Below are 22,270 nucleotides of genomic sequence, written 5' to 3' on the forward strand. Positions count from 1 at the left end.
CGCTAGGGCAGTGCCTCCATCAACACAAAGACCTGCGGGTCCTGCGCACTGCCAGTAAAGCGCACACTGCGCACTTGAGCACGCACCTCGCCGCGTGTGGTTTCATGGACGAACTGCATCATATAGTGCCCTGCAGCGTTGCGTTCTACCTGAAACTGATCGCTGCTGATATGGGTATGTTGGGTGCGTGCTAAGGCCAACAGCCCGTGGTTGACCGCTTCCTGAATTTTCAGTGAAATCAAATTGCGTGATAGCAAGCCAGAAAACTGGCCGATCACCCAGCCTTCTTGGTAGACAGGGTTCAGATGCCAGTCTGCTGGATAGCTGAACGCCGTGACTTGCGGGGCGTAGCCGAGGAGTTCAAAACGGCCATACAGGGTGTTCTCGATACGGCACGAATGAGTCAAGACCAGCGGATGACTTAAGTTGGTGCTGGCAAATTCCAGCTGGGTGCGCTCAATCTCACGCAAAGAGGTTTCTATGCGTAAAGCGCTCGCACTCTGGCGATGAAGCTGAGTGCGTTCAGCTTGGACTTCAACGCCATGTATGGCCTGATACTGAGCCAAGGCATTCTCAAACAAGAAACGATACTGTTCACGCAGATTCGCGGATAGCTGACTCACGGTGACGGTAGACAGGTTCTCTTGGCTTTCATTGCACAACCAGCTAGGCGAGCAGCGCTCTGGCGCGCACTGAGCAGGCTGGCAGCTTTGCCTGACCCACGCATCGGCCTGAGGATCAGCAAAATAGGCATAGCTATAATGCTGCCCATCCTGCGTCCAGCTGGGTGCTAGGCGCAGCGTCTGACCGCTGGCAACAAAGGTTGAGCCAGACACATCCAGTTCATCTTGCAGCTGCAAATCAAAAAGATCAGCCAGTGTCTCTAAAGCTTGGCGACGACTCAGTGCCAGTAAATCACCGCCGCCATATTGACTGGTGATCGCCACCACACCGCGTGCTCTGGCTGAATAGGGCTGATTCAACCAGCAGGGCGTGGCGCTATAGCGATGCGTCGCCAGGCTGGCCTCATCAGCAGAAGGGGTCATGGCTGGTTTGCAGCCAGCAAGGAGAAGAGTACAGAGCAAGAGCAGCCCAAGTCGGTCCATAAGAGATCTATCCTGATAAAAGAACACGGCCAACAAGCGGCCGTGAATCAGGATAGATTATCATGGATTTTGGGTGGATGTTTCGACTCAACTTAAGTTGAGTTTATCCACTGATGCTGTGCAGGACAGCTGATTAAAAATGCATCCCAATGCCGCCAATGAAGCCGAGATCACCATCAAAGAGGTCTATTTCGCCAAGCAGATAAAATTGAGGTTGAAGATCGTAGCGTACCGAGCCTGTGATACCCACATAGTCCAGATCTCCTGTGATCAAGCGCAGACTACCGCCGAGTTCGAGATCAGGTTGAATTTGATGGCGTACCCCACCACGTAAGCCCAGCGAAGTGTCGCTGGCATCCCATTTACCCCACCAATTGCTGTACTCTACTTTGGTGTATTCAATGGTTACACCACCCCAAAGGCTGGTTTGTTGATTGACGGCATGCTGATAGCCACCGCCCACATGAAAGAGGGTGTAGTCCAGCTTATCCGTCAGGTACTGCAAGCCACCAAAAGCAAAGAAATTCTCGGCACCAAACTCATCCAGCTCGAATGAGCCGCGCAGGTCAATCCCGATTGGCGTATGGCCCGAAATACCCGGGTACATGGCCAATCCAGCTTCCACACGGTTGTAATCAAGCGCCTGGGCTGTGGCCTGACCAGATAAAGCCAGTAGTGAAGCGGTGATGACAGGAGCGAGGTGTTTTTTAGTGAAGTTCATCTTTATCCTTCCTTGAGTTGTTCAGGTGTAGGGGATACTAACTGACTGATTCTGGAAGGCAACCCTCTTGACGCAAAAGTGTGAACTCGCTCTAAAGAAAAAGAGCAGGAATAGGCCTGTGGTGTTTTAGTCTTTGAATGGGTTCTTTTTTGGCTTTTTTAATAGCCGAAGGGCGAGTAAAGCAGTGCTCATGTATCCTATCAAGGTATTTGTATTTTTCTATATATGGATTACCATATATTTAGGTAAGGCGGATTGAGATCAAAATCTGGCTTTTTATTGAGTCGGCTTAAATCAACAGGAGCTTGTATGGGTATTTTTGAACGCTACCTCACTGTGTGGGTTGCGCTGTGTATCGCGGCTGGGGTCATGCTGGGTAATCTGCTGCCTGATGTCTTTGCGCTGATCGCTAAGCTGGAGTTTGCGCATGTCAACTTTGTCGTGGCGGTGCTGATTTGGGTGATGATCTACCCCATGATGGTTCAGATCGATTTTAGTGCGATTAAAGATGTCGGTAAAAAGCCGAAAGGGTTGATCCTTACCTTGGTGATTAACTGGTTGATTAAGCCGTTTACGATGGCTTTTTTGGGCTGGCTGTTTTTTCGTGTGCTCTTTGCCGATTGGGTCGATCCACAAACCGCGGGGGAATATATTGCGGGGATGATTCTATTGGGGGTCGCTCCCTGTACAGCAATGGTCTTTGTGTGGAGCCAATTAACGCAAGGGGACCCAAATTACACGCTGGTTCAGGTTTCGGTGAATGATGTCATCATGATTTTTGCTTTTGCTCCCTTGGCGGCCTTCTTGCTGGGTGTGAGTGATATCTATGTTCCTTGGGAAACTTTGCTCCTTTCTGTCTTGCTGTATGTGGTGTTGCCGCTGGTCGCTGGTGTGCTGACACGGCGCTGGTTAGAAAAGCAGGGGCATCAAGGGCGGTTGGAAGGCTTTTTACGCAGCATGAAGCCTTGGTCCATTCTTGGTTTGCTTGCAACGGTGATTTTGTTATTTGGTTTTCAGGCAGAAACCATCCTTGATCAGCCCTTGGCCATTGGTCTGATCGCCATCCCTTTACTGATTCAAACCTACGGCATCTTTGTACTGGCTTATGCGGCGGCTTATTGGTTGCGCTTACCGCATCGTGTTGCCGCCCCAGCCTGTATGATTAGTACGTCGAATTTCTTTGAACTAGCGGTGGCGGTGGCGATTTCTGTGTTTGGTCTGCACTCAGGGGCAGCCTTAGCCACGGTGGTCGGTGTTTTAGTGGAGGTGCCTGTGATGCTGTCTTTGGTCTATCTCGCGAATAAAACACGCCATTGGTTTGCTTGATCCAGTCTTTGGGACAATCCATGAATCCACTTTGGTTGTGAGGGTCAGGTTGCCAGAAAGAGCGCAGTCTTGGAGATGTCCTTGCTGCGCTTTTTTTGTGGTCAGATCGAGTGAATCAAAAGCTGCCTAGCGGAAAAGCTCGCCAGCCGCTTCAGGCTGATGCAGGATTTCTTCAACAACCAAAGCCGCATCCTTGCCATTGGGCAGCTGCCAGTGGACTTCTTGTCCAACGCGGGCACCCAACAAGGCCGCGCCCAAAGGAGCGAGAACAGACAGCTGATCTGTCGCTTGTGGGTCGAGGTTGTGGGGGTAGACCAGTTCTTTTTCGAGCGTGATATCCGCTTTCAGATCACGAAAGCGCACGCGGCTATGCATGCTGACCAGATCAGCAGGAATCTCTTGTGGATCGACCACATCGGCTTGATCTAGGCGCTCGGCCAGGGCTTCAGCGACAGGCATTTTGGCATACTCAGGCCTTTCCAGAAGGCGCTCCAAGCGTGCGTGGTCAAGCTCATTCATGAGCAGATGGAGTTGTGCAACCATTGCTTTTTAACCTCAATAACAGTTTTTTAAACTCAATAAAAAAACTCACCCCCGCAACGAGGTTGCGGGGGTGATGGACGATTTCAGATAAGATAGCCTTTAAAAGCTTTGTCCGCAACCTCTGTAGATCTGGCCTTCAAAGTGAATTTCGACCCGATGCGGTAGTGGTTCACCACTGGCCGCATCAATACAGAGGATGTTTTGCACCTGGTAGTGCAGTGATTCACCGGCCTGGGTAAGAGCACGATAGCGACTTTCAATCAGATCTTGATCGATCAAGGTGACCTCTTCAAGCGCAACACGCTGGGTGCCAAAACGAAAGCTCAATTCAGCCGTGCCAGCCTGACGCACTTCCAAACGCCAACCAGGATGATGCCCATTGGCGCGCAATGTGACCGCTTGTGGAGAGCGATCTGTACCGACCACATAGGGCAGGCTGGCAATGTGGCGTGTGGTGACTTCGGTGAGCTGGCAGTTCATCCAGGTGTGCTCCGGCGTTTCGACTCGCGCTCGCTCGCCGCGATTCCAGAAGCTGGTGCCCGATGCGGCATCGCGATACAGGGCACCCGAAGCCGCACGCGCGGCCTGTAGATGCAGCCATTCATCGCTACCCGGGAGCATCAACCAGAGGTGTTCTCCTTGAAAGCGCGTGGCGAGTTCATCACGCTGATCACAGCGCCACAGGCTAGTCTCACTGATCTCTTCAACGATCGGCGTGCTCTGGCAGCCTGCAAGCAACAGGCTGAGCAGGCATGCCCAGCCAAGGTGTTGCCAGCGCCGAGGTTGAACCCAGCTAGTCTTCCAGCTTCGAGACATCACGAACCGCCCCTTTGTCCGCCGAGGTGGCGAGCAGTGCATAGGCTTTGAGTGCCGTCGAAACCTGACGCGGACGTGGCTGCGCAGGTTTCCAACCCAGTGCATCTTGCGCCGCGCGGCGTGCTGCCAACTCTGCCTCATCGACTTCGAGTTGAATTAAACGCCGTGGGATGTCGATCAGAATCGGATCGCCATTTTGGACTAAGCCTATGGTGCCACCTGCAGCAGCCTCAGGTGAAACATGCCCGATGGACAGCCCTGAAGTACCGCCAGAGAAGCGGCCATCGGTCAGCAACGCACAGGATTTGCCCAATCCCTTGGATTTGATATAGCTGGTGGGGTAGAGCATTTCCTGCATGCCCGGTCCACCCTTGGGGCCTTCATAGCGCACGATCACGACATCGCCTTCTTTAACCTTGCCTGCGAGGATATTGGCGACAGCTTCTTCTTGTGATTCAGTCACATGAGCACGTCCACGGAACACAAGCAGCTCATCTTCAACGCCCGCTGTTTTGACCACACAGCCATCTTCGGCCAGATTGCCGTAGAGCACCGCAAGACCGCCTTCAAGAGAAAAGGCGTGTTCGAGGTTGCGGATACAGCCCTGCTCACGATCACCATCCAGACTCGGCCAGCGCGTGGCTTGGCTGAAGGCCTGCTGAGTCGGGATGCCAGCAGGGCCAGCGCGATAAAACTCGAGCACTTCTGGTGTGGGGTTGCGCAGGATATCCCAGCGATCCAGGGCTTCTGCAAGGGTGGCACTATGCACAGTTGGGAGCGAAGTATCCAAGAGGCCCGCGCGATCCAGTTCACCCAACAGGCCGTAGATGCCACCAGCACGATGCACATCTTCAATATGATACTTCTGCGTGTTGGGGGCCACCTTGCACAGCTGCGGGACTTTTTTCGAGAGTTGATCAATATGCGACAGATCAAAATCGATACCACCTTCTTGCGCCAGTGCGAGCAGGTGCAAAATGGTATTGGTTGAGCCACCCATGGCGATATCAAGTGCCATCGCGTTATAAAAAGCGCCTTGGTTGGCGATATTGCGCGGCAGGACCGAGGCATCATCCTGCTCATAATAGCGGCGGGCCAGTTCGACAATACGGTGTCCAGCTTCTTCAAACAGGCGGCGGCGATCAGCGTGGGTTGCCAGTGTGGTGCCATTGCCCGGCAGCGATAATCCGAGAGCCTCGGTGAGGCAGTTCATGGAGTTGGCGGTAAACATACCTGAGCAGGAGCCACAGGTGGGGCAGGCTGAGCGCTCATACTCAGCGACGGTTTCATCATCCGCATCAGAAGCGGCGATCACCATGGCATCCACCAGATCCAACCCATGATTGGCCAGTTTGGTCTTGCCTGCTTCCATCGGGCCACCGGAGACAAAGATCACCGGGATATTCAGGCGCATCGCAGCCATCAGCATGCCGGGGGTGATCTTGTCGCAGTTCGAGATACAGACCAGCGCATCCGCGCAATGGGCGTTGACCATATATTCGACTGAGTCTGCTATCAGATCGCGGCTGGGCAGGGAGTAGAGCATGCCATCATGGCCCATCGCGATACCGTCATCGACGGCGATGGTGTTGAATTCCTTGGCGACGCCACCTGCTTTTTCGATTTCGCGGGCGACCAGCTGGCCCATATCCTTCAGGTGCACATGCCCAGGTACAAACTGAGTGAAAGAGTTGGCGACAGCAATAATGGGTTTTTGGAAGTCTTCATCCTGCATGCCTGTAGCACGCCATAAAGCGCGGGCACCTGCCATATTACGGCCAGCGGTGGAAGTGCGTGAACGATAAGTGGGCATGGTTGATCCTCGTTAAATCAGGTCATCTCTAAAAGGAGTCTCGCTCAGAAGAGCGCGAATCTGGCTCGTTGGAATAGATTGATTCACAGCCTGAGGGCTGCGCTCTGATCGAAAGCGGCGATGGCCGCACTCTCTGGGTAAGGTGATGTGAGCTGATAACCCGCTGTATTACCGATTCTTCTTGCTGGTTGGCAAGAGGAACTGATCAGAATCAAACTAGCTTCTAGTATTTCAGCAGGATTTTCAAGATCTTTGCCGCATCAGCGGGTGATATCGCCAATAGGGCAAAGAGAGCGGGGCAGAATTGATGAGGAAACCTCTGATTAACTACTGCGCTTGGTCATACTGCGTTGAAATTGGTCTCAAAATGCTCATTTACTCCGTGTAAACTCCGCTTTTTCGATCAATTTCGCCTTGCCTGACCTGTGCTCGTAACGTTGATCAGAGGTTCCTTAGCGAGTGGGCGGCTGTATGAGCGCCTGCACAAAATCTGTCGCTGGCATGGGTCGCCCAAAGTAATAGCCTTGATAAGCATGGCAGCCAAATAAAGCCAGCTGCTCTTTTTGCTCAAGTTGTTCCACCCCCTCAGCGATAACAGACAGCTCCAGCGTTTGCGCTAAGGAGATAATCGTGCGTGAAATATCGCGATCATGTGGATCAGTGAGCATATCGCGCACAAAGGATTGATCGATTTTAAGCTGATCCAGCGGCAGTTTTTTCAGGTAAGACAGCGATGAGTAGCCGGTGCCAAAATCATCCAGAGCAAAGCGTATTCCTACTTGTTGCAATTCCGTCATCTTATTGATGGTGTCTTGCATTTCATCGTCATTCAATAACAGGCTTTCAGTGATCTCGAGTTTGAGTTGCTGAGGCGAGACTTGATGGCGCGCAAGGCAAGCCAGAACCTCATCAACAAACTCAGGCTGGCGGAACTGGAGGACGCTGATATTCACCGCCACAGACAAGCTGGCAGACTCAGGATGCTGTTGCCAGCGTGCCAGTTCTGCACAGGCGGCATCCAGAATCCAGCGCCCTAGAGGGAGAATCAACCCCGTATTTTCGGCGACGGGAATGAACTCCGCAGGCGATACCATGCCTCGCTCAGGATGCTGCCAGCGTACTAGGGCTTCAGCGCCGATCAATCCTTGTTGATCATCATACTGGGCCTGATAGTAGAGTAAGAATTGCTGCTGCTCGATGCCCAGGCGCATTGCATGGGCCAGTGCAGCATGGGCCTGCATACGGGCTTGCATGCTGGGGTCAAAGAAGCGCCAGGTCCGTCTCCCAGCAGCCTTAGCTTGATACATGGCGAGATCAGCCTGCTGAACCAGCTGGTTGACTTCTTCTGTGGCGGCAGACAGGGCTATGCCAAGGCTAAAGGTGGTGTAGTACTGGATCTGATTGACGTAATAGGGCTGGTTGAGCTGTTGCTCCAATTGCCTGATTCTGGCTTCTGTCTGCTCACGCGCGAGTCTTGCCTCCTCGTTCACCGGATCGAGCAGCAGTGTAAACTCATCGCCACCAGAGCGGCTGATCAGGGTGTTGGGCGGCAGGCAAGCTTTCAGACGCTCTGCAATCTGACAGAGCAGCTGATCACCTGCTGGATGGCCTTGAGTATCATTCAGCAGCTTGAAGTCATCGATATCCATACTGATTAATGCGGCATAGGGCTGCTGGCCTTGTTGCTGGGCGCGTTGATGGCGTTCGGCCAGATGATCGAGCAGATACTGACGATTGGGCAGGCCAGTGAGTTGATCAAAAAAAGCCAGGTGGCGAATCTTTTGTTCAGCTGCCTTTCTTTGTGAGATATCGAGCAGTGTGACGACATAGTTCAGTAGACGCCCATCGGATTGGCGGTAGACGGCTGAAATACCAAGCCACTGCTGGTAGCTTTGTCCATTCGGGCGCCGAGTGGCGATCTCACCCTGCCACCAGCCCTTTTCTTGCAGCGCCTGCTGGATTTCAATCCATTCTGGGCTGAGTCGATCAGGCGAGAAGTCATCCAATAACTGCTCGGTATGGGTGGAGGGTTGAGCAAAGAGCAGTTCTTCAAGACGAAGATGCAGGGCTTGCTCGGCGGTGTAGCCGGTGATATCCGTGAAAGCAGCATTCACCCGAAGAATCGCACGCTCCTCATCGGTGACCAGCATGCCCTCTGCGGATTCAAAAACCCGTGCGGCGACGGTCAGATCCGCGACCATCTGTTCCATTGCGGCACCAACGCGGTTGTATTCAACAATCGAGGTGGATTGAAACAGCTGCTCCTTATTGCCCTGCTGGATGCTCTTGATATAGGTCATCAGCTTTTTGATGGCACGATGATGAGTGTGATGTAAGAGCAATGCGGCAAAAGCCAGCAGCAACAAGAATCCACCGCCAGTGATGGCAAAACTGGCCAGAAAACTGCGCTGTTGAAGGCCCACTCGCTGCGCATTCAGTCCAAGGGTCATGACTAAACCTTGCGGTAGGCGTTCGGTTTCAGTCAGTGCCTGCTGCATTAGATAGAGCCCATCCTGATAGATAAACTGCTCGGTTTCTATTGCGCCTTCAGTTCCGACGGTGTCCCCCAGCGTCAGCAGTCGGCGCTGATGCTGTTCAAGCTGTACAAAATCAATATCAGCTTGATGCAACAGGCGCTGATGAAAACTGCGGTTTTGGCTCAGCGCCAAGCCAATAAAGAGATAACCACGCAGACGTAGGGTGCCAGGATCAAAGACGGGGGCGGCCATCAGCAGAGCGCTTTCGCCATCAAAATAGACGCTGCGCCAGCCAAAGGTATAGTGAATAGAGGGGCGCAAGGCCGCAATCAAAGGGGCGGTCGGGTAGACTTCTGTACCGGCATCAAAAACCAACTCTTGGTTGGTATCCAGCAGAAAGAAAAAATCCAGTAGTTGGCTGGCACGTGAATCACGGAATAAAAACAGCAGTTCTTCTGAGGCGTTGAACTCGAGATCTTCCTGGGCGGCCAGATGAGAAAAGACCTGGTTCGCCAGTGTGCTGTGTAGATAGGCATCTAAGAGCTCGAGGCGGCTTTCGATCTGCCCTGTCAGCGTGCGTTGGCGTTGCTGTAGGCTGTTGTGAATCTCGGTTTCAAGATTGTGTTGATTGACCTGAAGCGAATAGCCTAGCGTTAAGGCGGCGGCCAGTAACCCGGTGATGCCAAAAACAAGAACGACTAAGGTGGTAAAACGATAGCTGCGCAAGTGTCTTGCTCCTCACAATAAAAAGCCCCCAACACAGGTGTGGAGGTTGAAATAAGCCAAGGGTCAAGGCTGATGCTGTTCCACAAGCTGACGAAAGAGTTGAGCTTGACGCTCTAGATAGCCAGTGAGCTGTTCTTCATTTAAAAAAGCAATGGGAACCTGGATCTCTTGCTCAATAAAGCGGACAAAGCGAGGATCTTCGATGATCTCAGCCAGCGCCTGAGAGAGAACCTCGATCTGGGTATCTGGGGTGTCCGCAGGGACAGCAAAAACGCCAAAGGAATTCAGACTGTAAGGATAGCCGAGTTCTTCAATTGAAGGGCGCTCTGGGTAGTCGATCAACCGCTCGGAGCCAAAAGAAGCCAGTACGGTCATCTGATCCGCAAAGCGCTGATGCGTCCCGCCGCTAAAGGCAAGGTCCACATTGCCATTCAGGAGTAGCTCAGACATATGGCGGCCGCCACTGGTGGGAATGATCTGGAGCGAAAGCCCTTCCTGCGCAGCAATAGAACGCATAATGTAGCGATCCAGTAGAATTTGTGTGGCATAGCGCAGCTCACCTTGTTCACGCCAATAGGCCAGCAGTGCTTCCCAGGAGTCAATGTTTTTGTCACTGGCTGTGACCAGTGCCAGTTGATCTCGTGTTAAGGCAGCAATATAGCGAAAACTCTGTGGATCATAGGAAGTAATGGAGGCCAGAGGCGTGAATACAAAGGTATGCGATGGCCCGTACTGTAAGACATAGCCCTGCTCGCGGCTGAAGGCCAGCATGGCTGCCGAAGTGGCTCCACCGGCTCCAGCGTGATAAACAATTTCGATCTTTTGGGTGAGGCGCTCCTCTAACAGCTGGCTGATCATCTGTGCCTGACGGTCGACACTGCCGCCGGGGTTAAAGCCAATGATCAATGTGAGAGGGCGGCTCGGAAAATCACTGAAGGACATCAGAGGCCAGATCAACAACAGGGCTCCTAAGCACCAAGAGAGGAAGCGTTGAATCTGGGTCATTGTATTACCTCGCTTCTACTGGGGCGGCGGCTTTGTATCTCAATGTTATTGATCCTAGCTCTTCTGCGCCTTCTTGCCTAGCGTTTAAAACCCATGACCAATTCATGCATGGCTGTTGCGATCTGCCCAGTTTCGCGCATGCTCTGGACGGCAATGGCGTTGCTCTGCGCCGACTCCTGTGCCAAATGACTGATATCATCCAGCCCTTGGCTGACGGTCTGTGTGGTACTGGCCTGCTGCTCAACTGCAGCAGCCATTTGCGTTGTACTATGAGCAATACTCTTCACGGATGCGGCAATGGATTCCAGCATACTGCTGGTTTCATTGACCTGGTTCACGCTGGACTGAGCTTCTTCGACCCCTTGTCGTGCCACATCGACCGCCTTGGCGGCTTCGCTTCGCAGTTGCTCTACAATCTGACGAATACTGCGCGTGGACTCGCTGGTGCTGGAGGCCAGATGACGGACCTCATCTGCCACCACTGAGAAGCCGCGACCATGATCACCCGCCCGTGCCGCTTCGATGGCAGCATTCAGCGCCAGTAGGTTCGTTTGCTCTGCCACCTGTTCGATGGTGTCAGCGGCTAGTGAGATCTTTTGTGTGTGCTCTGCTAGCTCGTTGACGGTCGCACTGATTTGTTCTACTCGTCCACTCAGTTGGTCGATCACTTGATGAGTGATCTTGGCGACCTGCTGGCCTTGTTGGGCCTGCGTGAGAGAGGCTTCAGAAGCCGAAGCAGTTTGCCCAAGATGAGAAGAAATTTCCTGAATCGCTTCATTCAGCTGCTGAATAGATTCAATCATCTGGTTGGTGCTCTGGCTTTGGCGCTCAAGACTGTCGCAAGCATCTTGGGCTAAATGTGCTCCCTGTGTTGTGCGCTTGCTGACTTGTAACGAAGCGTCCTCAATCCTGACGAGAACAGTATTCAGATGAGCTTTGAGACTCTTGATCGCCACGATTTGCTGGCCGAGTGTCCCCTTGACACTGGTGTAGGTGGGGACCGCCAGTTCATCCATAAAGCAGCCTTCCAGCTCATGCGCGAGACGTTGGCTTTGGGTATGAAAACGCATCAGCAGGAGCCCAAAACAGACAGGGAGCATCACCGCTAGCCACAGGCTGGCGCTGAAGCTGCCCCATTGCCAGCCTAACCAGGCAGCGATAGTGAGGCTGAAGGGTGGCAGGCCATAGACCAGCTTGCGTCGCCAGGATAAAGCGGGTTTTTTATTGTTTTTCAGCGCGGCATAAACAGCTTCAGCGCGTTTGACATCCGCTCGGCTGGGTAGGCTGCGCACCGATTCATAGCCAATGACCTTACCTTTTTCCGTCACCGGCGTGATATAGGCATTCACCCAGTAAAAATCACCATTTTTACAACGATTTTTCACCAGCCCCATCCACGGTTGACCTGCCTTCAGGTAAGACCACATGCGCTCATAGGCGGCGGCAGGCATATCCGGGTGGCGTACCAGGTTATGAGGTTGGCCAATCAATTCAGCGCGGGTATAGCCGCTGATTTTTTCAAAAGCATCATTGCAATGCGTGATGATGCCTTTGAGGTCTGTGGTGGAAATAAGCGCCTCATCGGCACTGAACAAGTGTTCCTGGTTGGTGACAGGCTGGTTGATACGCATTGAGATCACCCTTGCTTTAATTAAGGACTGATTTTTTCAAGTCTAGGCAAGGGAGAATTCTTTTTCCTTCTATTTATGCATAGAAGACTGATCTTTAGCAAAAAAAACGCCACCGACCAAGCTGGCGGTGGCGAGGTGAGCTTAGCCTTGGGGGCGCGTTGCCTTGAGCCGCTGGCTCCAGAGGTAAAGCGCGCAGACAGTCAGTAAGAAGGCCAAACTGGCGCTGATTAAAGCCAGACTTAAAGAGGCCGTCATGCCCAGAGCCAGATAGCCCACAGCGGCAATCAGAGCACCAGAAAGTGCATAGGGCAGCTGCGTAGTGACGTGTTCTATATGCTCACACCAGGCACCGGTTGAAGAGAGGATCGTCGTATCCGAGATCGGTGAGCAGTGATCACCAAAAACGGCACCGGCCAACACGGCAGCCAGAATAGGCAGCATCAGTGCGATCTCGGTGGCTGCGGCCATGTCTCCTGCGATCGGCAGCATGATGCCGAAGGTGCCCCAAGAGGTGCCCGTGGAAAAGGCCATCACGGCAGAGACGAGGAACAGTATCAGCGGCAGGTATTGGGGGTCCAGATAGGCTTGAGTCAGACTCGCTAGGAATTGGCCAGTTTGGATATCCTTGATGACGCCGCCAAGCATCCACGCAAAAAACAGCACCAAAATAGCGCCAACCATGGATTTGGCCCCGATTTTTAGAGCATGGGCGATCGCTGGCCAGCTCATCTTTTGGCGCAGCGCACCGACCAGTGCAGCCGCTAAGCCAGCCAAGCCACCAAGGCAGAGAGACAGGCCGACATCGGTATTTTCCATCGCGCCCAAGAGTGAAAAGGCCGCTTCTTCGGCTTGTAGCGCCTGTGCGCCTGTCCAGACCATGCTGGCAAAGGTGGCGATAATCAGCGTGACAATCGGCAGCACCAAATCAAGAGCGCGACCTTCTTCATGCTCTTGGATCTGCTCATCTGGACTGGCTTTGGCCGAGCTGTCTTGCTCAAAGGCTTGTAAACGCGCTTCGTGCCAGTGCATACGCCCCAGATCAATTTGCAGCCAGATCACAGCAAACACCAGCAGCAGAGCAAAGAGGGCATAAAAGTTAAAAGGCAGCATCGCCACAAAAGCGCCCAGTGGTGAATAATCCACAATGCCATGACTAAGCAGAATCCCGCCGATCAAGGTGATGATATAAGCCCCCCAGCTGGAAGCAGGGGTCAGGACACACATCGGCGCTGCGGTGGAGTCCAGAATATAGGCCAGTTTAGCGCGTGAAACGCGATAGCGATCGGTAATCGGCCTTGCAACAGACCCGACGGCAAGACTATTGAAATAGTCATCAATAAAAATAAAGATCCCTAAGAAAAATGCCAGAAATTGTGCGCCGCGTCGCCCACGCACTCTTTCTTCAGCCCATAAGGCAAAGGCACGTGTGCCGCCAGAGAGGGTCATCAGTGCTGTCATCATCCCTAAGAGCAGTAAAAAAGCAATAATGCTCATATTCCATGTGTTCACCCCTCCGTCTTCTACCACCAGACCGAGCAGTCCTTGGCCTAGGTACTTGAGGCTGCCCCAAGGCGCAAAGCTAAACAGCAGTAGGGCACCAAGCAGGATACCCAAACCGAGTGAGAGCAGCACTCGCCGTGTCAGAATCGCCAGACCCAGTGCAAACAAAGGCGGCAGTAGAGAAATCCAGGAATGAGAATAATCGATCATGGTTGGGCTTTTTTGTGTCAGTCGAAGGGAGGGGAGGGATTCTAACTTGCTACGCCAGATTTGCCAAAAGCAATGCGCCTTGATTTTGATGAAAGGATCTGGGTGGTGCTTTTATCTGAAGCCATTTTCGCGCTTGAATTTATGGCTGGGGATGTGCATCTTGTGCGCTCAACGTCCTTTTTGCGCCATGCCCGTGGGCAGGCGGGTCAAGCGCGATGACTTGAAGTCGAGCTGTGGAGAAGAAGTGCTATGTGGGGTTTAGTGCTGTTAATGATGTTTCAAATACTGGGGAGCCTTATCGCGGCTTGGGGCGTCGGCTTGCCTGGCCCGGTGCTGGGTATGTTGCTGCTGCTGGTTGCTCTGCTCCTTTTAGGGCGCGTGCCCCAGGTGTTGCAAACGACCAGTGCGCAGCTACTCACCTATCTGCCGCTGATGCTGATTCCACCCGCCGTGGGGATTATGGATCAATGGGCATTGCTGGCTGAGCATGCGCTGGCGCTCAGTGTGGCTCTGGTGGGGTCCTTGTGTGTGAGCCTGCCCTTAACAGCCTGGGTGATGCAAAAACTGATGCTGCGCCAGGATGCATCATGATGTCCCTGCTGACTCAGCATCCTTTATTTGGCTTGTTGATCACGCTGCTTGGTTATCAGCTTGCACTGGAGTTACGTCGCCTCTGGCCTTCTGTTTTGCTGCAACCTGTGCTGGTGGGGGTGGGTGTGGTGCTGCTGATTTTGTATGCGGTACAGATGGATTTTGCCACCTACTCGGCTTCAGTTGATCTGCTCTGGCTCTTTTTGGGGCCAGCGACTGTGGCCTTAGCAGTGCCTTTATATAGTCAGCTGGCCCGCATCCGTCAGTATTTTTGGCCTTTATTGATTGCTCTGCTCGTGGGTGGCCTGACGACAGTGAGCTTGGTGCTGGCTCTGGCGTGGATGCTGGGTGCTGATCAGGCTTTGCTTGCTGCACTGGCACCGAAATCGGTGACTTCGCCGATCGCGATGCTGCTGGCACAAGATCTAGGTGGCGCCCCAGCCTTGGCCGCAGTCTTCGTGATGCTAACAGGTGTACTCGGTGCCATTTTGGCTCCTCTACTACTCAAATGGGCCGGTATAGATTTGCCTGCTGCGCGTGGTTTGAGCCTCGGTTTGAATGCCCATGCAGTTGGTATTGCTACAGCCTTACAAGAAGGCGAGGAAACAGCCGCTTTTGCCGCCTTGGCAATGAGCTTGACCGGTGCCTTAACGGCCATTTTCCTGCCTTTGATCTATTGGTGGTGGTTTTAAGGGCGCAGGGGCCTCTGCCAGAAGGTTCGTCTGAGAGCCACTAAAAACCCCCAGCCAGCAGTCGCTGATGGGGGTTGGAAGCGTAGCGATAAATAGATAGAAAGAACCTAGGCGATCAGAAGGGGTTCTTGCATGGCCTGCTTGAGCTTGTTCATTGCATTCTTCTCCAGCTGGCGAATGCGCTCTGCTGAAACACCATAGTGATCGGCCAGTTCATGCAGCGTGGCCTTGCTGTCATTCAACCAGCGCTGTTGCACAATATGGCGACTGCGCTCATCGAGTGCTGCCAGTGCTAGTGCCAGACGATCATGGGTATCAGCCTCGCTATTGGCCTGCTCAATTTGTTCGGCTGGATTGTAGCGATGGTCTTCGAGATAGTTGACGGGTGCATAGGGCAGACTGGTCTCATCTTCTTCCTGTGCATGGCCATCAAAGGCAGCATCGATCGAGGTCAGGCGGCCTTCCATCTCGCGGACGGTCTCTGGTTTAACATTCAAATCACTGGCAATGGCTTCGACTTCGTTCTGATTAAGCCAGGTCAGGCTTTTTTTGGCGCTGCGCAGATTAAAAAAGAGTTTCCGCTGGGCCTTGGTGGTCGCAATTTTAACAATGCGCCAGTTTTTCAGCACAAATTCATGAATTTCGGCTTTGATCCAATGTACCGCAAAGGAGACGAGCCGCACGCCCATCGTGGGATCAAAACGCTTCACTGCCTTCATTAATCCAACATTCCCTTCTTGGATTAAATCCGCCTCGGGCAAGCCATAGCCCTTGTAACTTTTGGCGATATGAACCACAAAGCGCAGATGGGATAACACCAGCAAACGCGCGGCCTCGATATCCCCTTCTTGTTGTAAACGTGTGCCGAGTTGCTGTTCTTCTTCGGCGCTTAATAAGGGAATGCTATTGACAGTTTGGATATAAGCTTGGAGATCACGACCAGGTGAAAAAACATCAACGGCTTGTAGCTGTGTGCTCATGAACAATAGCTCCAAAATAGGTCATGCATAAAAATTCAACGCTGATTCTGACTGATGAAAGGATCAAGAGTTCACCGATCCGTTCATCAAAATAAGTCTCATCCTTGTTTTGATATGCGCCAAGATTAGCGCGGTTCGACTTCACCGAGATGACGGCTAACGGCGATCCACGCCCCGAACCAGCCCAATAGTGTACTCGAAAAGAGCAATAACAGCGAGTCGCCAGCATTTAATCCAATCAGGCTGAAGTCACTTGCATAGGCGCTGGCTAGGGCTTTGACTGGGCCATCCAACCAAAAGAGTGAGGCATTGATCAGTAGCCAAGCCAGCAGCCCGCCTCCTAATCCGTACCAGATGCCGGTATAGAGAAAAGGCCGCCTAACGAAGGCATCGGTAGCCCCAATCAGCTTGACCACGATGATTTCTTGACGGCGATTTTCAATGGCCAGGCGGATGGTATTGCCGATGACCAGCAGTACGGCCAGACTGAGTAGTAAACCCAGTGCAGCAATCATCTTCTGTCCTAACTCCATGATATGGAAGAGACGCTTGACCCAGGCCAGATCGAGCTGGGCTTCTTCGACTTCTGACATCGCATCCAGCTCGGCAAGAAGGGTCTGCTGGGCTTCCACGCTCATGGTCGTTGGGCGCACAACAATTACGGCAGGTAGAGGATTCGAATCGAGGTAGTTGAGCGCTTCTCCAAAGCCCGAAAACTCGCGAAACTCAGCCAGTGTCTGCTCTTTTGACAGAAAGCGGGTTTCAGCGATGTCATCACGCAGTTGCAGGCTATTGGCCAGCTCTCGACCCTGACGATCCTGAATACGATCATGCAAATAAAGAGAAATCTGCGCTGTGCCATCCCAGTTGCTGGAGACCAGCTGGGCGTTGCTCATAAAAACATACAGCCCAACCGGGAGAGATAAGGCGATGGCGATGACGCCCCAGGTCATCAGGCTGGCGAAGGGTGCGCGTAATAGGCGTAGCAGGCTATCTAGAGCCATTTTGGCATGATGACGCCGCCAAGCACTGAGTCGTGTGGCGCGGTCGATCTCTTTAAATTGCGCGCCAGTTGGCTGGCCCTTTTGACGTGGATCAGGCCCTGAGCGTAGGCGATTGCCTGCCGCTTTTTTGACTGGGGCATGAGATTCACGCTTGGGTTTGTAGGCAAAGGTGGCCCCACTAGGGCGAGAAGAATCCGATTTTCTTTGCATCAAGCCATGACTCCATCATGGGCCAAGCTCCCTTGGCGTAAAGCCAGCATACGCATGCGCATCCGGCTGATCAGATCGATATCATGCGAGGCAATCAGCACTGTGACCCCCACCGCATTAAATTGACGAAACAGCTGCATAATTTCAGCCGATAGCTGCGGGTCGAGATTACCTGTCGGCTCATCGGCGAGCAAAATCGGGGGCTTGTTGACGACGGCCCGTGCAATACCGACACGCTGCTGCTCACCGCCGGAGAGCAGGATGGGGTTCATCTTCTCTTTGGAGAGCAGGCCAACCTTATCGAGTGCGGCACGCACGCGCTTGGCAATATCTTGTGGGCGCATGCCTTCAATGATCAGAGGGAGGGCCACATTGTCATAGACGCTGCGATCAAACAGCAGCTGGTGGTCCTGAAAGACCACCCCAACCTTGCGCCGCAGATAGGGCACATAGCGCTTTTTCATCGTATTCAGTGGGATGCCATCGATCACCACCTGGCCACGGGTGGCCACTTCCATGCGCATAATCAGTTTGAGCAGCGTGCTCTTACCGGCACCAGAATGGCCGGTGAGAAAGGCCATCTCACCTTCATTCAATAAAAAATTAACGTTTTGCAGGGCTTCGTGCCCGCTTTCATAGCGCTTAAAAACATTGCTAAAGTGGATCATCCTGCCTCCCTGATCCGTTGCCACCCTCTGGATGCCGTCGGTTATGCGCTTGCTGTGTCTTGCTCATCAAAAGCTAAGAGGGCATCAACAAACTGATCGGCATCAAAAACGCGCAGATCATCGACCTGCTCACCAACACCGATAAAGCGTACTGGTAAGCCCAGCTCTTTGGCCAAGGCAAAGACAATGCCGCCTTTTGCTGTCCCATCTAGCTTGGTCAGAATCAAACCGGTCAGCGGGACGGATTGATGGAATTGGCGTGCCTGGGCCAGTGCGTTTTGGCCGGTTGCGGCATCTAAGACCAGCCAGGTTTCGTGTGGTGCTTGGGTGTCCACCTTTTGCATCACGCGGCGCACCTTGGCTAGTTCTTCCATCAGGTTACTTTTGTTGTGTAAACGTCCTGCTGTATCGGCGAGCAGGACATTCATCTGGCGGGCTTGTGCAGCTTGCAGGGCATCAAAAATCACGCTCGCGCTATCTGCTCCAGTATGTTGGGCAATCACGGGAACCTGATTGCGCTCACCCCAGATCTTCAGCTGCTCTACCGCAGCGGCACGGAAGGTATCTCCAGCAGCCAGCATGACCTTGTTGCCTTGTTGCTGATAGCGTTTAGCCAGCTTGCCGATGGTGGTGGTCTTGCCCACGCCATTGACACCAACAATCAAAATGGAGGTGAATTCTTGAGACTGGCGCTCAGCGAGCGGTGTCTGAATGGGGCGCAACAGCTCTTTGAGTTCTTCTTTCAGGGCCTCAAACAGGGCTGGTGCATCCTGAAGCTGTTTGCGTTCAACTTTTTGTGTCAAGGTGGCAATGATCTCTTGCGTGGCCTTCATGCCAACATCGGCCATCAAAAGACGTGTTTCCAGCTCTTCCATCAACTCATCATCGAGCTGGCGCTTGCCTAAAAATAACTCTGCCAGGCCACTGCGTGTTTTGGCCAGACCGGCTTTTAGGCGTGCAAACAAGCCTTTTTTCTCAACGACTGGGAGAGGCTCAGCTTGAGGCACCACTGGGCTGGGCTCAGCAGAAGGTGTGTCTAAGGCGGAGGGCGTGGATACGGCTACTGCCTTGGTGGGTTGCTCAAGGTCGGCTGCATCTGCTTGATTGGGTGACTCCGTAGCCGGAGCGCTCGTGGCTGGGGTGATCTGCTCTTCAGCCTCTTTCTTCTTACGTTTAAATAGTCCGAGCATGGTTCTTTGTATCTTCATTAGCGAACGAATAGGGTATCCTACCACCTGCTTGCCCAGGACGGTAGAAGCGAGCGGCCCTCTGGCCCAGGAATAAAAAGATTTCGATCTTGGCTACACCGCTCAGCGGTGCCGAGCCAGCGACAGAATAGGTTATTGAAGCATGATGGTAAAAAAGAAAACTGGGGCGAGCAGTCAGATACGGATTATTGCTGGTGAGTGGCGCGGCCGCAAACTGCCTGTTGCCGAGGTCAAGGGGTTACGCCCAACGCCAGATCGAGTGCGTGAAACCCTGTTTAACTGGTTACAGTTTGAAGTGGCCGGTCGGCGCTGCCTGGATGCCTTTGCCGGTACTGGTGCCTTGGGTGCAGAGGCGTTGAGTCGAGGTGCCGCTGGGCTGGTGTTGCTTGAGCGTGATGCCAAGGCGGTCGCGCACCTGCGCCAACATCTGCTCCCTCTTGCGGGTGAGCGTGCGCAGTTGATCGCACAAGATGCTGTGCACTGGTTAGCTACTGCGCCTGTCACGCCCTTTGATCTGGTGTTTCTTGATCCGCCCTTTGCTGCTGGGTTGCATCAACCGGCGTTGGATCAGCTGATCCTGCGTGGCTGGTTGGCACCAGGTGCGCTGGTTTATCTAGAGCAAGGTGCACGCCAGTCGGATGTGCTGCTGCCAACGGGTTGGATCGAAGAAAAAACACGTCAGGCCGGGGAAGTGCGCTACAGCTTATGGCGTCAAGCAGCGTCTTGAGCCGCAGGGGTGGAGAGTCGCTTCGTGTGGTGGCTTTTGGTAAAATAAGCAATCTGGTGGAACCTTAAGATGAAAACAGCCGTCTATGCAGGAACCTTTGATCCGCTCACCTTGGGGCATCAGGATATCATTGAGCGCGCTAGCGAACTCTTTGATCGTCTGATTATTGCCATTGCCGCCAGCCCAGCAAAGCGCCCTTTGCTGAGTTTGCAAGAAAGGGTGGATCTGGCCAAAGAGGTGCTTCAGGCGCACCCGCAGATTGAAGTCTGTGGCTTCTCTGGCTTGTTGATCGATTTGATGCAAGAGCAGGAGGCTCGCTTTATTGTGCGCGGTGTACGCAGTGGGGCCGATGTGGATTACGAACTGCCTTTAGCCCAGTTAAACCGTCAGCTGGCGGGTGTCGAAACGCTGTTCCTTGCACCAACGCCCAGTAAAAGCTTTATTGCTGCATCCTATGTGCGTGAGGTAGCCAGTCTTGGAGGCGATATCTCCGCTCTGGTCAGCCCAAAAGTCGCACAAGTTATTCATAAAAAATATAATGCGGCCAATCCTATTGCGTCGCAAAGCAACTTATAATCTGGCTCAATTGCCACACTCGCTATTTTGAAAAGAGAGGACAAGGTGTATGGCTTTGTACATTACCGACGAATGCATTAATTGCGATGTCTGCGAACCCGAATGCCCCAATGGAGCCATCTCCCAAGGTGACGAGATTTATGTCATTGACCCGAACCTCTGTACTGAGTGTGTCGGTCACTATGACGAACCTCAGTGTGTTGATGTCTGCCCTGTTGAGTGTATTCCTAAAGATCCCAACCATGTTGAAACCAAAGATGAGCTGATGGAGAAGTATCACACCATTACGGCCGCCTTAGGTTAAGATCAGGCCAATCGATCAATCAGGCACTGAGCTTTCAGTGCCTTTTTTTATTTTTTCGATCAGCTTGGCTGTATCGGGATTGCAGTGTCCCCTAGTGGGTCATTATACTTTTTGATCAACTCTTGCTTGGCTTGGTCACGTGAAACCGACTCCTCTGCTGAATAGCTGCTTCACCCTCTTGATGCTGACCGTACTGGTCAGTCGGGTGCTGCTGCCTTTTTCAGTCCCACCTCTGGTGGTGCATCAGAGTGGCTATATTGAGATCTGCTCCTGGCAGGGTGGTTGGTCACGCGTCCTGATTGATGCTGAAGGTCAGCGGATTGAGTCTGAAGAACCTTTCAGCTATTGCCCTCAGTGTGCGCTGGCGGGGTTCACTAGCCCTCCCGAGCGCCCTTATCTAGCAGAACAGCCCTTAGTCTGGTCTTTACGGCACTGGCTTGATCTTGAGGCTAGGCAACCTGCTTCTTTGTCCCTTTCTTTGCCGCCTGCTCGTGGCCCACCTGCTTTTTCCTTGTTGTTGATCTCTTAATCTGAACATCGCTTCTGCTTTTAGAGTGCGATCTCTTCTCTGTTGTCTTGTTCGCGCCGGACTGTGGGTCTGATGCTGCGCATGACACTTATTTTTGTGATGGAAAAAGGAAAAACAATGCCACGTTTTATCGTTCTACTGGCCAGCTTACTGGTGCTTTTTTCGGCGGCGGCTTCTGCTCATGATTTTCGTCTTGGGGAACTGCGTCTGGTGCATCCCTTTGCGACCCCAACGCCGCCGACCGCTGCTGTTGGCGCGGTTTATTTAGATATTGATCATCAAGGGAGTACGCCTCGACGTTTGATCAGTGCCCGAGCGCATATCGCTGAGGTGGTTGAGCTACATGATATGTCCATGCATGACGGAGTGATGCAAATGCGCCAGTTAGAAGTCATAGCTTTACCGGCTGGTGAGGTGACGCGGATGCGCCCAGGCGGTGGTTATCACTTGATGCTGATCGGTTTAAAACAGCCTTTGGTCGCTGGTGAGCGCTTCCCCTTATGGCTGACCTTTGCTGATCTTGGTGAGATACGTGTTGAGGTTTGGGTGGAATCAGCTGCTCAGGGCGGCGCTGCTGCGGATGCGCACCATCATCACCACCATTAAATGAAGGCTGCCCCAGTTGAGCGGGGCAGTTTCAACCTAGTATCACTAAGTGCAAGCGTTAATCAGGGCCTTTTTAAGGCTGCACTAGCTTCACCACTTGAATCTCATCGCGTGGATCGGCTTGTGTCTGATTCACACGGGTGGGCAGTTCGCTGGGGGCTTCAAGTGACATGGCATCAGTAAAGCCGCACTCGATGCATTCGCGGTGCTGCTGTCCGTTTTCCTGCCAAGCTTTGAGACGGTCCATCGTCGCGCATTGTGGGCAGACGGCTCCAGCAATAAAGCGTTTTACTGGCATGGT

The 22,270-nt window shown here is 53.0% G+C and carries 22 protein-coding genes; 8 read left to right on the top strand and 14 right to left on the bottom strand.

Going from position 1 to position 22,270, the window contains the following annotated elements:
* Positions 1-2: 2 nt before the first annotated feature.
* Positions 3-1,046, bottom strand: a complete 1,044-nt coding sequence (locus V6U78_RS00915) for a hypothetical protein (RefSeq protein WP_405336211.1) — start codon at positions 1,044-1,046, stop codon at positions 3-5.
* 193 nt (positions 1,047-1,239) lie between these two features.
* Positions 1,240-1,827 carry a hypothetical protein gene (locus V6U78_RS00920; protein ID WP_405336214.1) on the bottom strand — a complete coding sequence of 196 codons (588 nt, stop codon included), beginning with the start codon at positions 1,825-1,827 and terminating at the stop codon, positions 1,240-1,242.
* A 309-nt stretch (positions 1,828-2,136) separates the two neighbouring features.
* On the opposite strand from V6U78_RS00920, the gene arsB reads away from it, so the two are divergent.
* Complete coding sequence (gene arsB, locus V6U78_RS00925) at positions 2,137-3,153, top strand: ACR3 family arsenite efflux transporter (RefSeq protein ID WP_405336217.1); 1,017 nt, start codon at positions 2,137-2,139, stop codon at positions 3,151-3,153.
* Positions 3,154-3,279: 126 nt separating this feature from the next.
* Here arsB and rnk read toward each other — a convergent pair whose 3' ends face one another.
* The 7 genes from rnk to V6U78_RS00960 all read right to left on the bottom strand — a co-directional run bounded on the left by rnk (position 3,280) and on the right by V6U78_RS00960 (position 13,874).
* The gene (rnk, locus tag V6U78_RS00930; RefSeq protein ID WP_405336220.1) at positions 3,280-3,696 is read right to left on the bottom strand and encodes a nucleoside diphosphate kinase regulator; all 417 of its coding nucleotides are present in this window, start codon (positions 3,694-3,696) and stop codon (positions 3,280-3,282) included.
* 99 nt (positions 3,697-3,795) lie between these two features.
* Positions 3,796-4,512: an MliC family protein gene (locus V6U78_RS00935; RefSeq protein ID WP_405336223.1), complete on the bottom strand. Its 717-nt coding sequence runs from the start codon at positions 4,510-4,512 to the stop codon at positions 3,796-3,798.
* Positions 4,490-6,325 carry a dihydroxy-acid dehydratase gene (gene ilvD, locus V6U78_RS00940; protein WP_405336226.1) on the bottom strand — a complete coding sequence of 612 codons (1,836 nt, stop codon included), beginning with the start codon at positions 6,323-6,325 and terminating at the stop codon, positions 4,490-4,492. The genes V6U78_RS00935 and ilvD overlap by 23 nt, the downstream gene beginning before the upstream one ends.
* Before the next feature lie 452 nt (positions 6,326-6,777).
* Positions 6,778-9,528, bottom strand: a complete 2,751-nt coding sequence (locus V6U78_RS00945) for a putative bifunctional diguanylate cyclase/phosphodiesterase (protein WP_405336229.1) — start codon at positions 9,526-9,528, stop codon at positions 6,778-6,780.
* Between the two features lie 63 nt (positions 9,529-9,591).
* A complete protein-coding gene (locus V6U78_RS00950) occupies positions 9,592-10,533 on the bottom strand; it encodes a tripartite tricarboxylate transporter substrate-binding protein (RefSeq protein ID WP_405336232.1) in 942 nt (313 codons plus the stop codon).
* A 77-nt stretch (positions 10,534-10,610) separates the two neighbouring features.
* The gene (locus V6U78_RS00955; RefSeq protein ID WP_405336235.1) at positions 10,611-12,164 is read right to left on the bottom strand and encodes a methyl-accepting chemotaxis protein; all 1,554 of its coding nucleotides are present in this window, start codon (positions 12,162-12,164) and stop codon (positions 10,611-10,613) included.
* A 141-nt stretch (positions 12,165-12,305) separates the two neighbouring features.
* A complete protein-coding gene (locus V6U78_RS00960) occupies positions 12,306-13,874 on the bottom strand; it encodes a Na+/H+ antiporter NhaC family protein (RefSeq protein ID WP_405336238.1) in 1,569 nt (522 codons plus the stop codon).
* 270 nt (positions 13,875-14,144) lie between these two features.
* Here V6U78_RS00960 and V6U78_RS00965 point away from each other — a divergent pair, with 270 nt between their 5' ends.
* Together V6U78_RS00965 and V6U78_RS00970 are read left to right on the top strand one after the other, a co-directional pair.
* Positions 14,145-14,465 carry a CidA/LrgA family protein gene (locus tag V6U78_RS00965; RefSeq protein WP_405336241.1) on the top strand — a complete coding sequence of 107 codons (321 nt, stop codon included), beginning with the start codon at positions 14,145-14,147 and terminating at the stop codon, positions 14,463-14,465.
* Positions 14,462-15,157 carry an LrgB family protein gene (locus V6U78_RS00970; RefSeq protein ID WP_405336244.1) on the top strand — a complete coding sequence of 232 codons (696 nt, stop codon included), beginning with the start codon at positions 14,462-14,464 and terminating at the stop codon, positions 15,155-15,157. The genes V6U78_RS00965 and V6U78_RS00970 overlap by 4 nt, the downstream gene beginning before the upstream one ends.
* A gap of 107 nt (positions 15,158-15,264) precedes the next feature.
* Here the strand turns inward: V6U78_RS00970 and rpoH are convergent, their stop codons facing one another.
* From rpoH to ftsY, 4 genes are all read right to left on the bottom strand, one after another.
* Positions 15,265-16,137: an RNA polymerase sigma factor RpoH gene (gene rpoH, locus V6U78_RS00975; RefSeq protein ID WP_405336247.1), complete on the bottom strand. Its 873-nt coding sequence runs from the start codon at positions 16,135-16,137 to the stop codon at positions 15,265-15,267.
* 125 nt (positions 16,138-16,262) lie between these two features.
* Positions 16,263-17,351, bottom strand: coding sequence for a permease-like cell division protein FtsX (gene ftsX / locus V6U78_RS00980; RefSeq protein ID WP_405336249.1), 1,089 nt, complete (start codon positions 17,349-17,351; stop codon positions 16,263-16,265).
* Positions 17,351-18,019, bottom strand: coding sequence for a cell division ATP-binding protein FtsE (gene ftsE / locus V6U78_RS00985; RefSeq protein ID WP_405336252.1), 669 nt, complete (start codon positions 18,017-18,019; stop codon positions 17,351-17,353). Before ftsE ends, ftsX begins: the two co-directional genes overlap by 1 nt.
* Positions 18,020-18,060: 41 nt before the next feature.
* A complete protein-coding gene (gene ftsY / locus V6U78_RS00990; RefSeq protein ID WP_405336255.1) occupies positions 18,061-19,209 on the bottom strand; it encodes a signal recognition particle-docking protein FtsY in 1,149 nt (382 codons plus the stop codon).
* Between the two features lie 160 nt (positions 19,210-19,369).
* On the opposite strand from ftsY, the gene rsmD reads away from it, so the two are divergent.
* From rsmD to V6U78_RS01015, 5 genes are all read left to right on the top strand, one after another.
* Positions 19,370-19,954, top strand: a complete 585-nt coding sequence (gene rsmD, locus V6U78_RS00995; RefSeq protein ID WP_405336258.1) for a 16S rRNA (guanine(966)-N(2))-methyltransferase RsmD — start codon at positions 19,370-19,372, stop codon at positions 19,952-19,954.
* A 69-nt stretch (positions 19,955-20,023) separates the two neighbouring features.
* Positions 20,024-20,530 carry a pantetheine-phosphate adenylyltransferase gene (gene coaD, locus V6U78_RS01000; RefSeq protein WP_405336261.1) on the top strand — a complete coding sequence of 169 codons (507 nt, stop codon included), beginning with the start codon at positions 20,024-20,026 and terminating at the stop codon, positions 20,528-20,530.
* A gap of 49 nt (positions 20,531-20,579) precedes the next feature.
* On the top strand, positions 20,580-20,834 hold the full coding sequence (locus tag V6U78_RS01005; protein ID WP_405336264.1) for a YfhL family 4Fe-4S dicluster ferredoxin: 255 nt from the start codon (positions 20,580-20,582) through the stop codon (positions 20,832-20,834).
* A gap of 139 nt (positions 20,835-20,973) precedes the next feature.
* Positions 20,974-21,363 carry a hypothetical protein gene (locus V6U78_RS01010; protein ID WP_405336267.1) on the top strand — a complete coding sequence of 130 codons (390 nt, stop codon included), beginning with the start codon at positions 20,974-20,976 and terminating at the stop codon, positions 21,361-21,363.
* Positions 21,364-21,480: 117 nt separating this feature from the next.
* The gene (locus V6U78_RS01015) at positions 21,481-21,969 is read left to right on the top strand and encodes a copper chaperone PCu(A)C (protein ID WP_405336270.1); all 489 of its coding nucleotides are present in this window, start codon (positions 21,481-21,483) and stop codon (positions 21,967-21,969) included.
* 73 nt (positions 21,970-22,042) lie between these two features.
* Here the strand turns inward: V6U78_RS01015 and V6U78_RS01020 are convergent, their stop codons facing one another.
* Positions 22,043-22,267: a YheV family putative zinc ribbon protein gene (locus tag V6U78_RS01020; RefSeq protein WP_405336273.1), complete on the bottom strand. Its 225-nt coding sequence runs from the start codon at positions 22,265-22,267 to the stop codon at positions 22,043-22,045.
* Positions 22,268-22,270 lie beyond the last annotated feature (3 nt).

This window comes from Marinospirillum alkalitolerans (assembly GCF_045055655.1).
Taxonomy (GTDB): domain Bacteria; phylum Pseudomonadota; class Gammaproteobacteria; order Pseudomonadales; family Halomonadaceae; genus Marinospirillum; species Marinospirillum alkalitolerans.

Bases quoted from the DNA above. Each gene is read 5' to 3' on its own strand.
- ilvD (WP_405336226.1), bottom strand. From the start codon at position 6,325: ATGCCCACTTATCGTTCACGCACTTCCACCGCTGGCCGTAATATGGCA.
- V6U78_RS00970 (WP_405336244.1), top strand. From the start codon at position 14,462: ATGATGTCCCTGCTGACTCAGCATCCTTTATTTGGCTTGTTGATCACG.
- arsB (WP_405336217.1), top strand. From the start codon at position 2,137: ATGGGTATTTTTGAACGCTACCTCACTGTGTGGGTTGCGCTGTGTATC.
- V6U78_RS01005 (WP_405336264.1), top strand. From the start codon at position 20,580: ATGGCTTTGTACATTACCGACGAATGCATTAATTGCGATGTCTGCGAA.
- V6U78_RS00950 (WP_405336232.1), bottom strand. From the start codon at position 10,533: ATGACCCAGATTCAACGCTTCCTCTCTTGGTGCTTAGGAGCCCTGTTG.
- V6U78_RS00965 (WP_405336241.1), top strand. From the start codon at position 14,145: ATGATGTTTCAAATACTGGGGAGCCTTATCGCGGCTTGGGGCGTCGGC.
- V6U78_RS01020 (WP_405336273.1), bottom strand. From the start codon at position 22,267: ATGCCAGTAAAACGCTTTATTGCTGGAGCCGTCTGCCCACAATGCGCG.
- rpoH (WP_405336247.1), bottom strand. From the start codon at position 16,137: ATGAGCACACAGCTACAAGCCGTTGATGTTTTTTCACCTGGTCGTGAT.
- ftsX (WP_405336249.1), bottom strand. From the start codon at position 17,351: ATGCAAAGAAAATCGGATTCTTCTCGCCCTAGTGGGGCCACCTTTGCC.
- V6U78_RS01015 (WP_405336270.1), top strand. From the start codon at position 21,481: ATGCCACGTTTTATCGTTCTACTGGCCAGCTTACTGGTGCTTTTTTCG.
- ftsY (WP_405336255.1), bottom strand. From the start codon at position 19,209: ATGCTCGGACTATTTAAACGTAAGAAGAAAGAGGCTGAAGAGCAGATC.
- V6U78_RS00935 (WP_405336223.1), bottom strand. From the start codon at position 4,512: ATGTCTCGAAGCTGGAAGACTAGCTGGGTTCAACCTCGGCGCTGGCAA.
- rnk (WP_405336220.1), bottom strand. From the start codon at position 3,696: ATGGTTGCACAACTCCATCTGCTCATGAATGAGCTTGACCACGCACGC.
- V6U78_RS00920 (WP_405336214.1), bottom strand. From the start codon at position 1,827: ATGAACTTCACTAAAAAACACCTCGCTCCTGTCATCACCGCTTCACTA.
- ftsE (WP_405336252.1), bottom strand. From the start codon at position 18,019: ATGATCCACTTTAGCAATGTTTTTAAGCGCTATGAAAGCGGGCACGAA.
- coaD (WP_405336261.1), top strand. From the start codon at position 20,024: ATGAAAACAGCCGTCTATGCAGGAACCTTTGATCCGCTCACCTTGGGG.
- V6U78_RS00955 (WP_405336235.1), bottom strand. From the start codon at position 12,164: ATGCGTATCAACCAGCCTGTCACCAACCAGGAACACTTGTTCAGTGCC.
- V6U78_RS00915 (WP_405336211.1), bottom strand. From the start codon at position 1,046: ATGACCCCTTCTGCTGATGAGGCCAGCCTGGCGACGCATCGCTATAGC.
- V6U78_RS00960 (WP_405336238.1), bottom strand. From the start codon at position 13,874: ATGATCGATTATTCTCATTCCTGGATTTCTCTACTGCCGCCTTTGTTT.
- rsmD (WP_405336258.1), top strand. From the start codon at position 19,370: ATGATGGTAAAAAAGAAAACTGGGGCGAGCAGTCAGATACGGATTATT.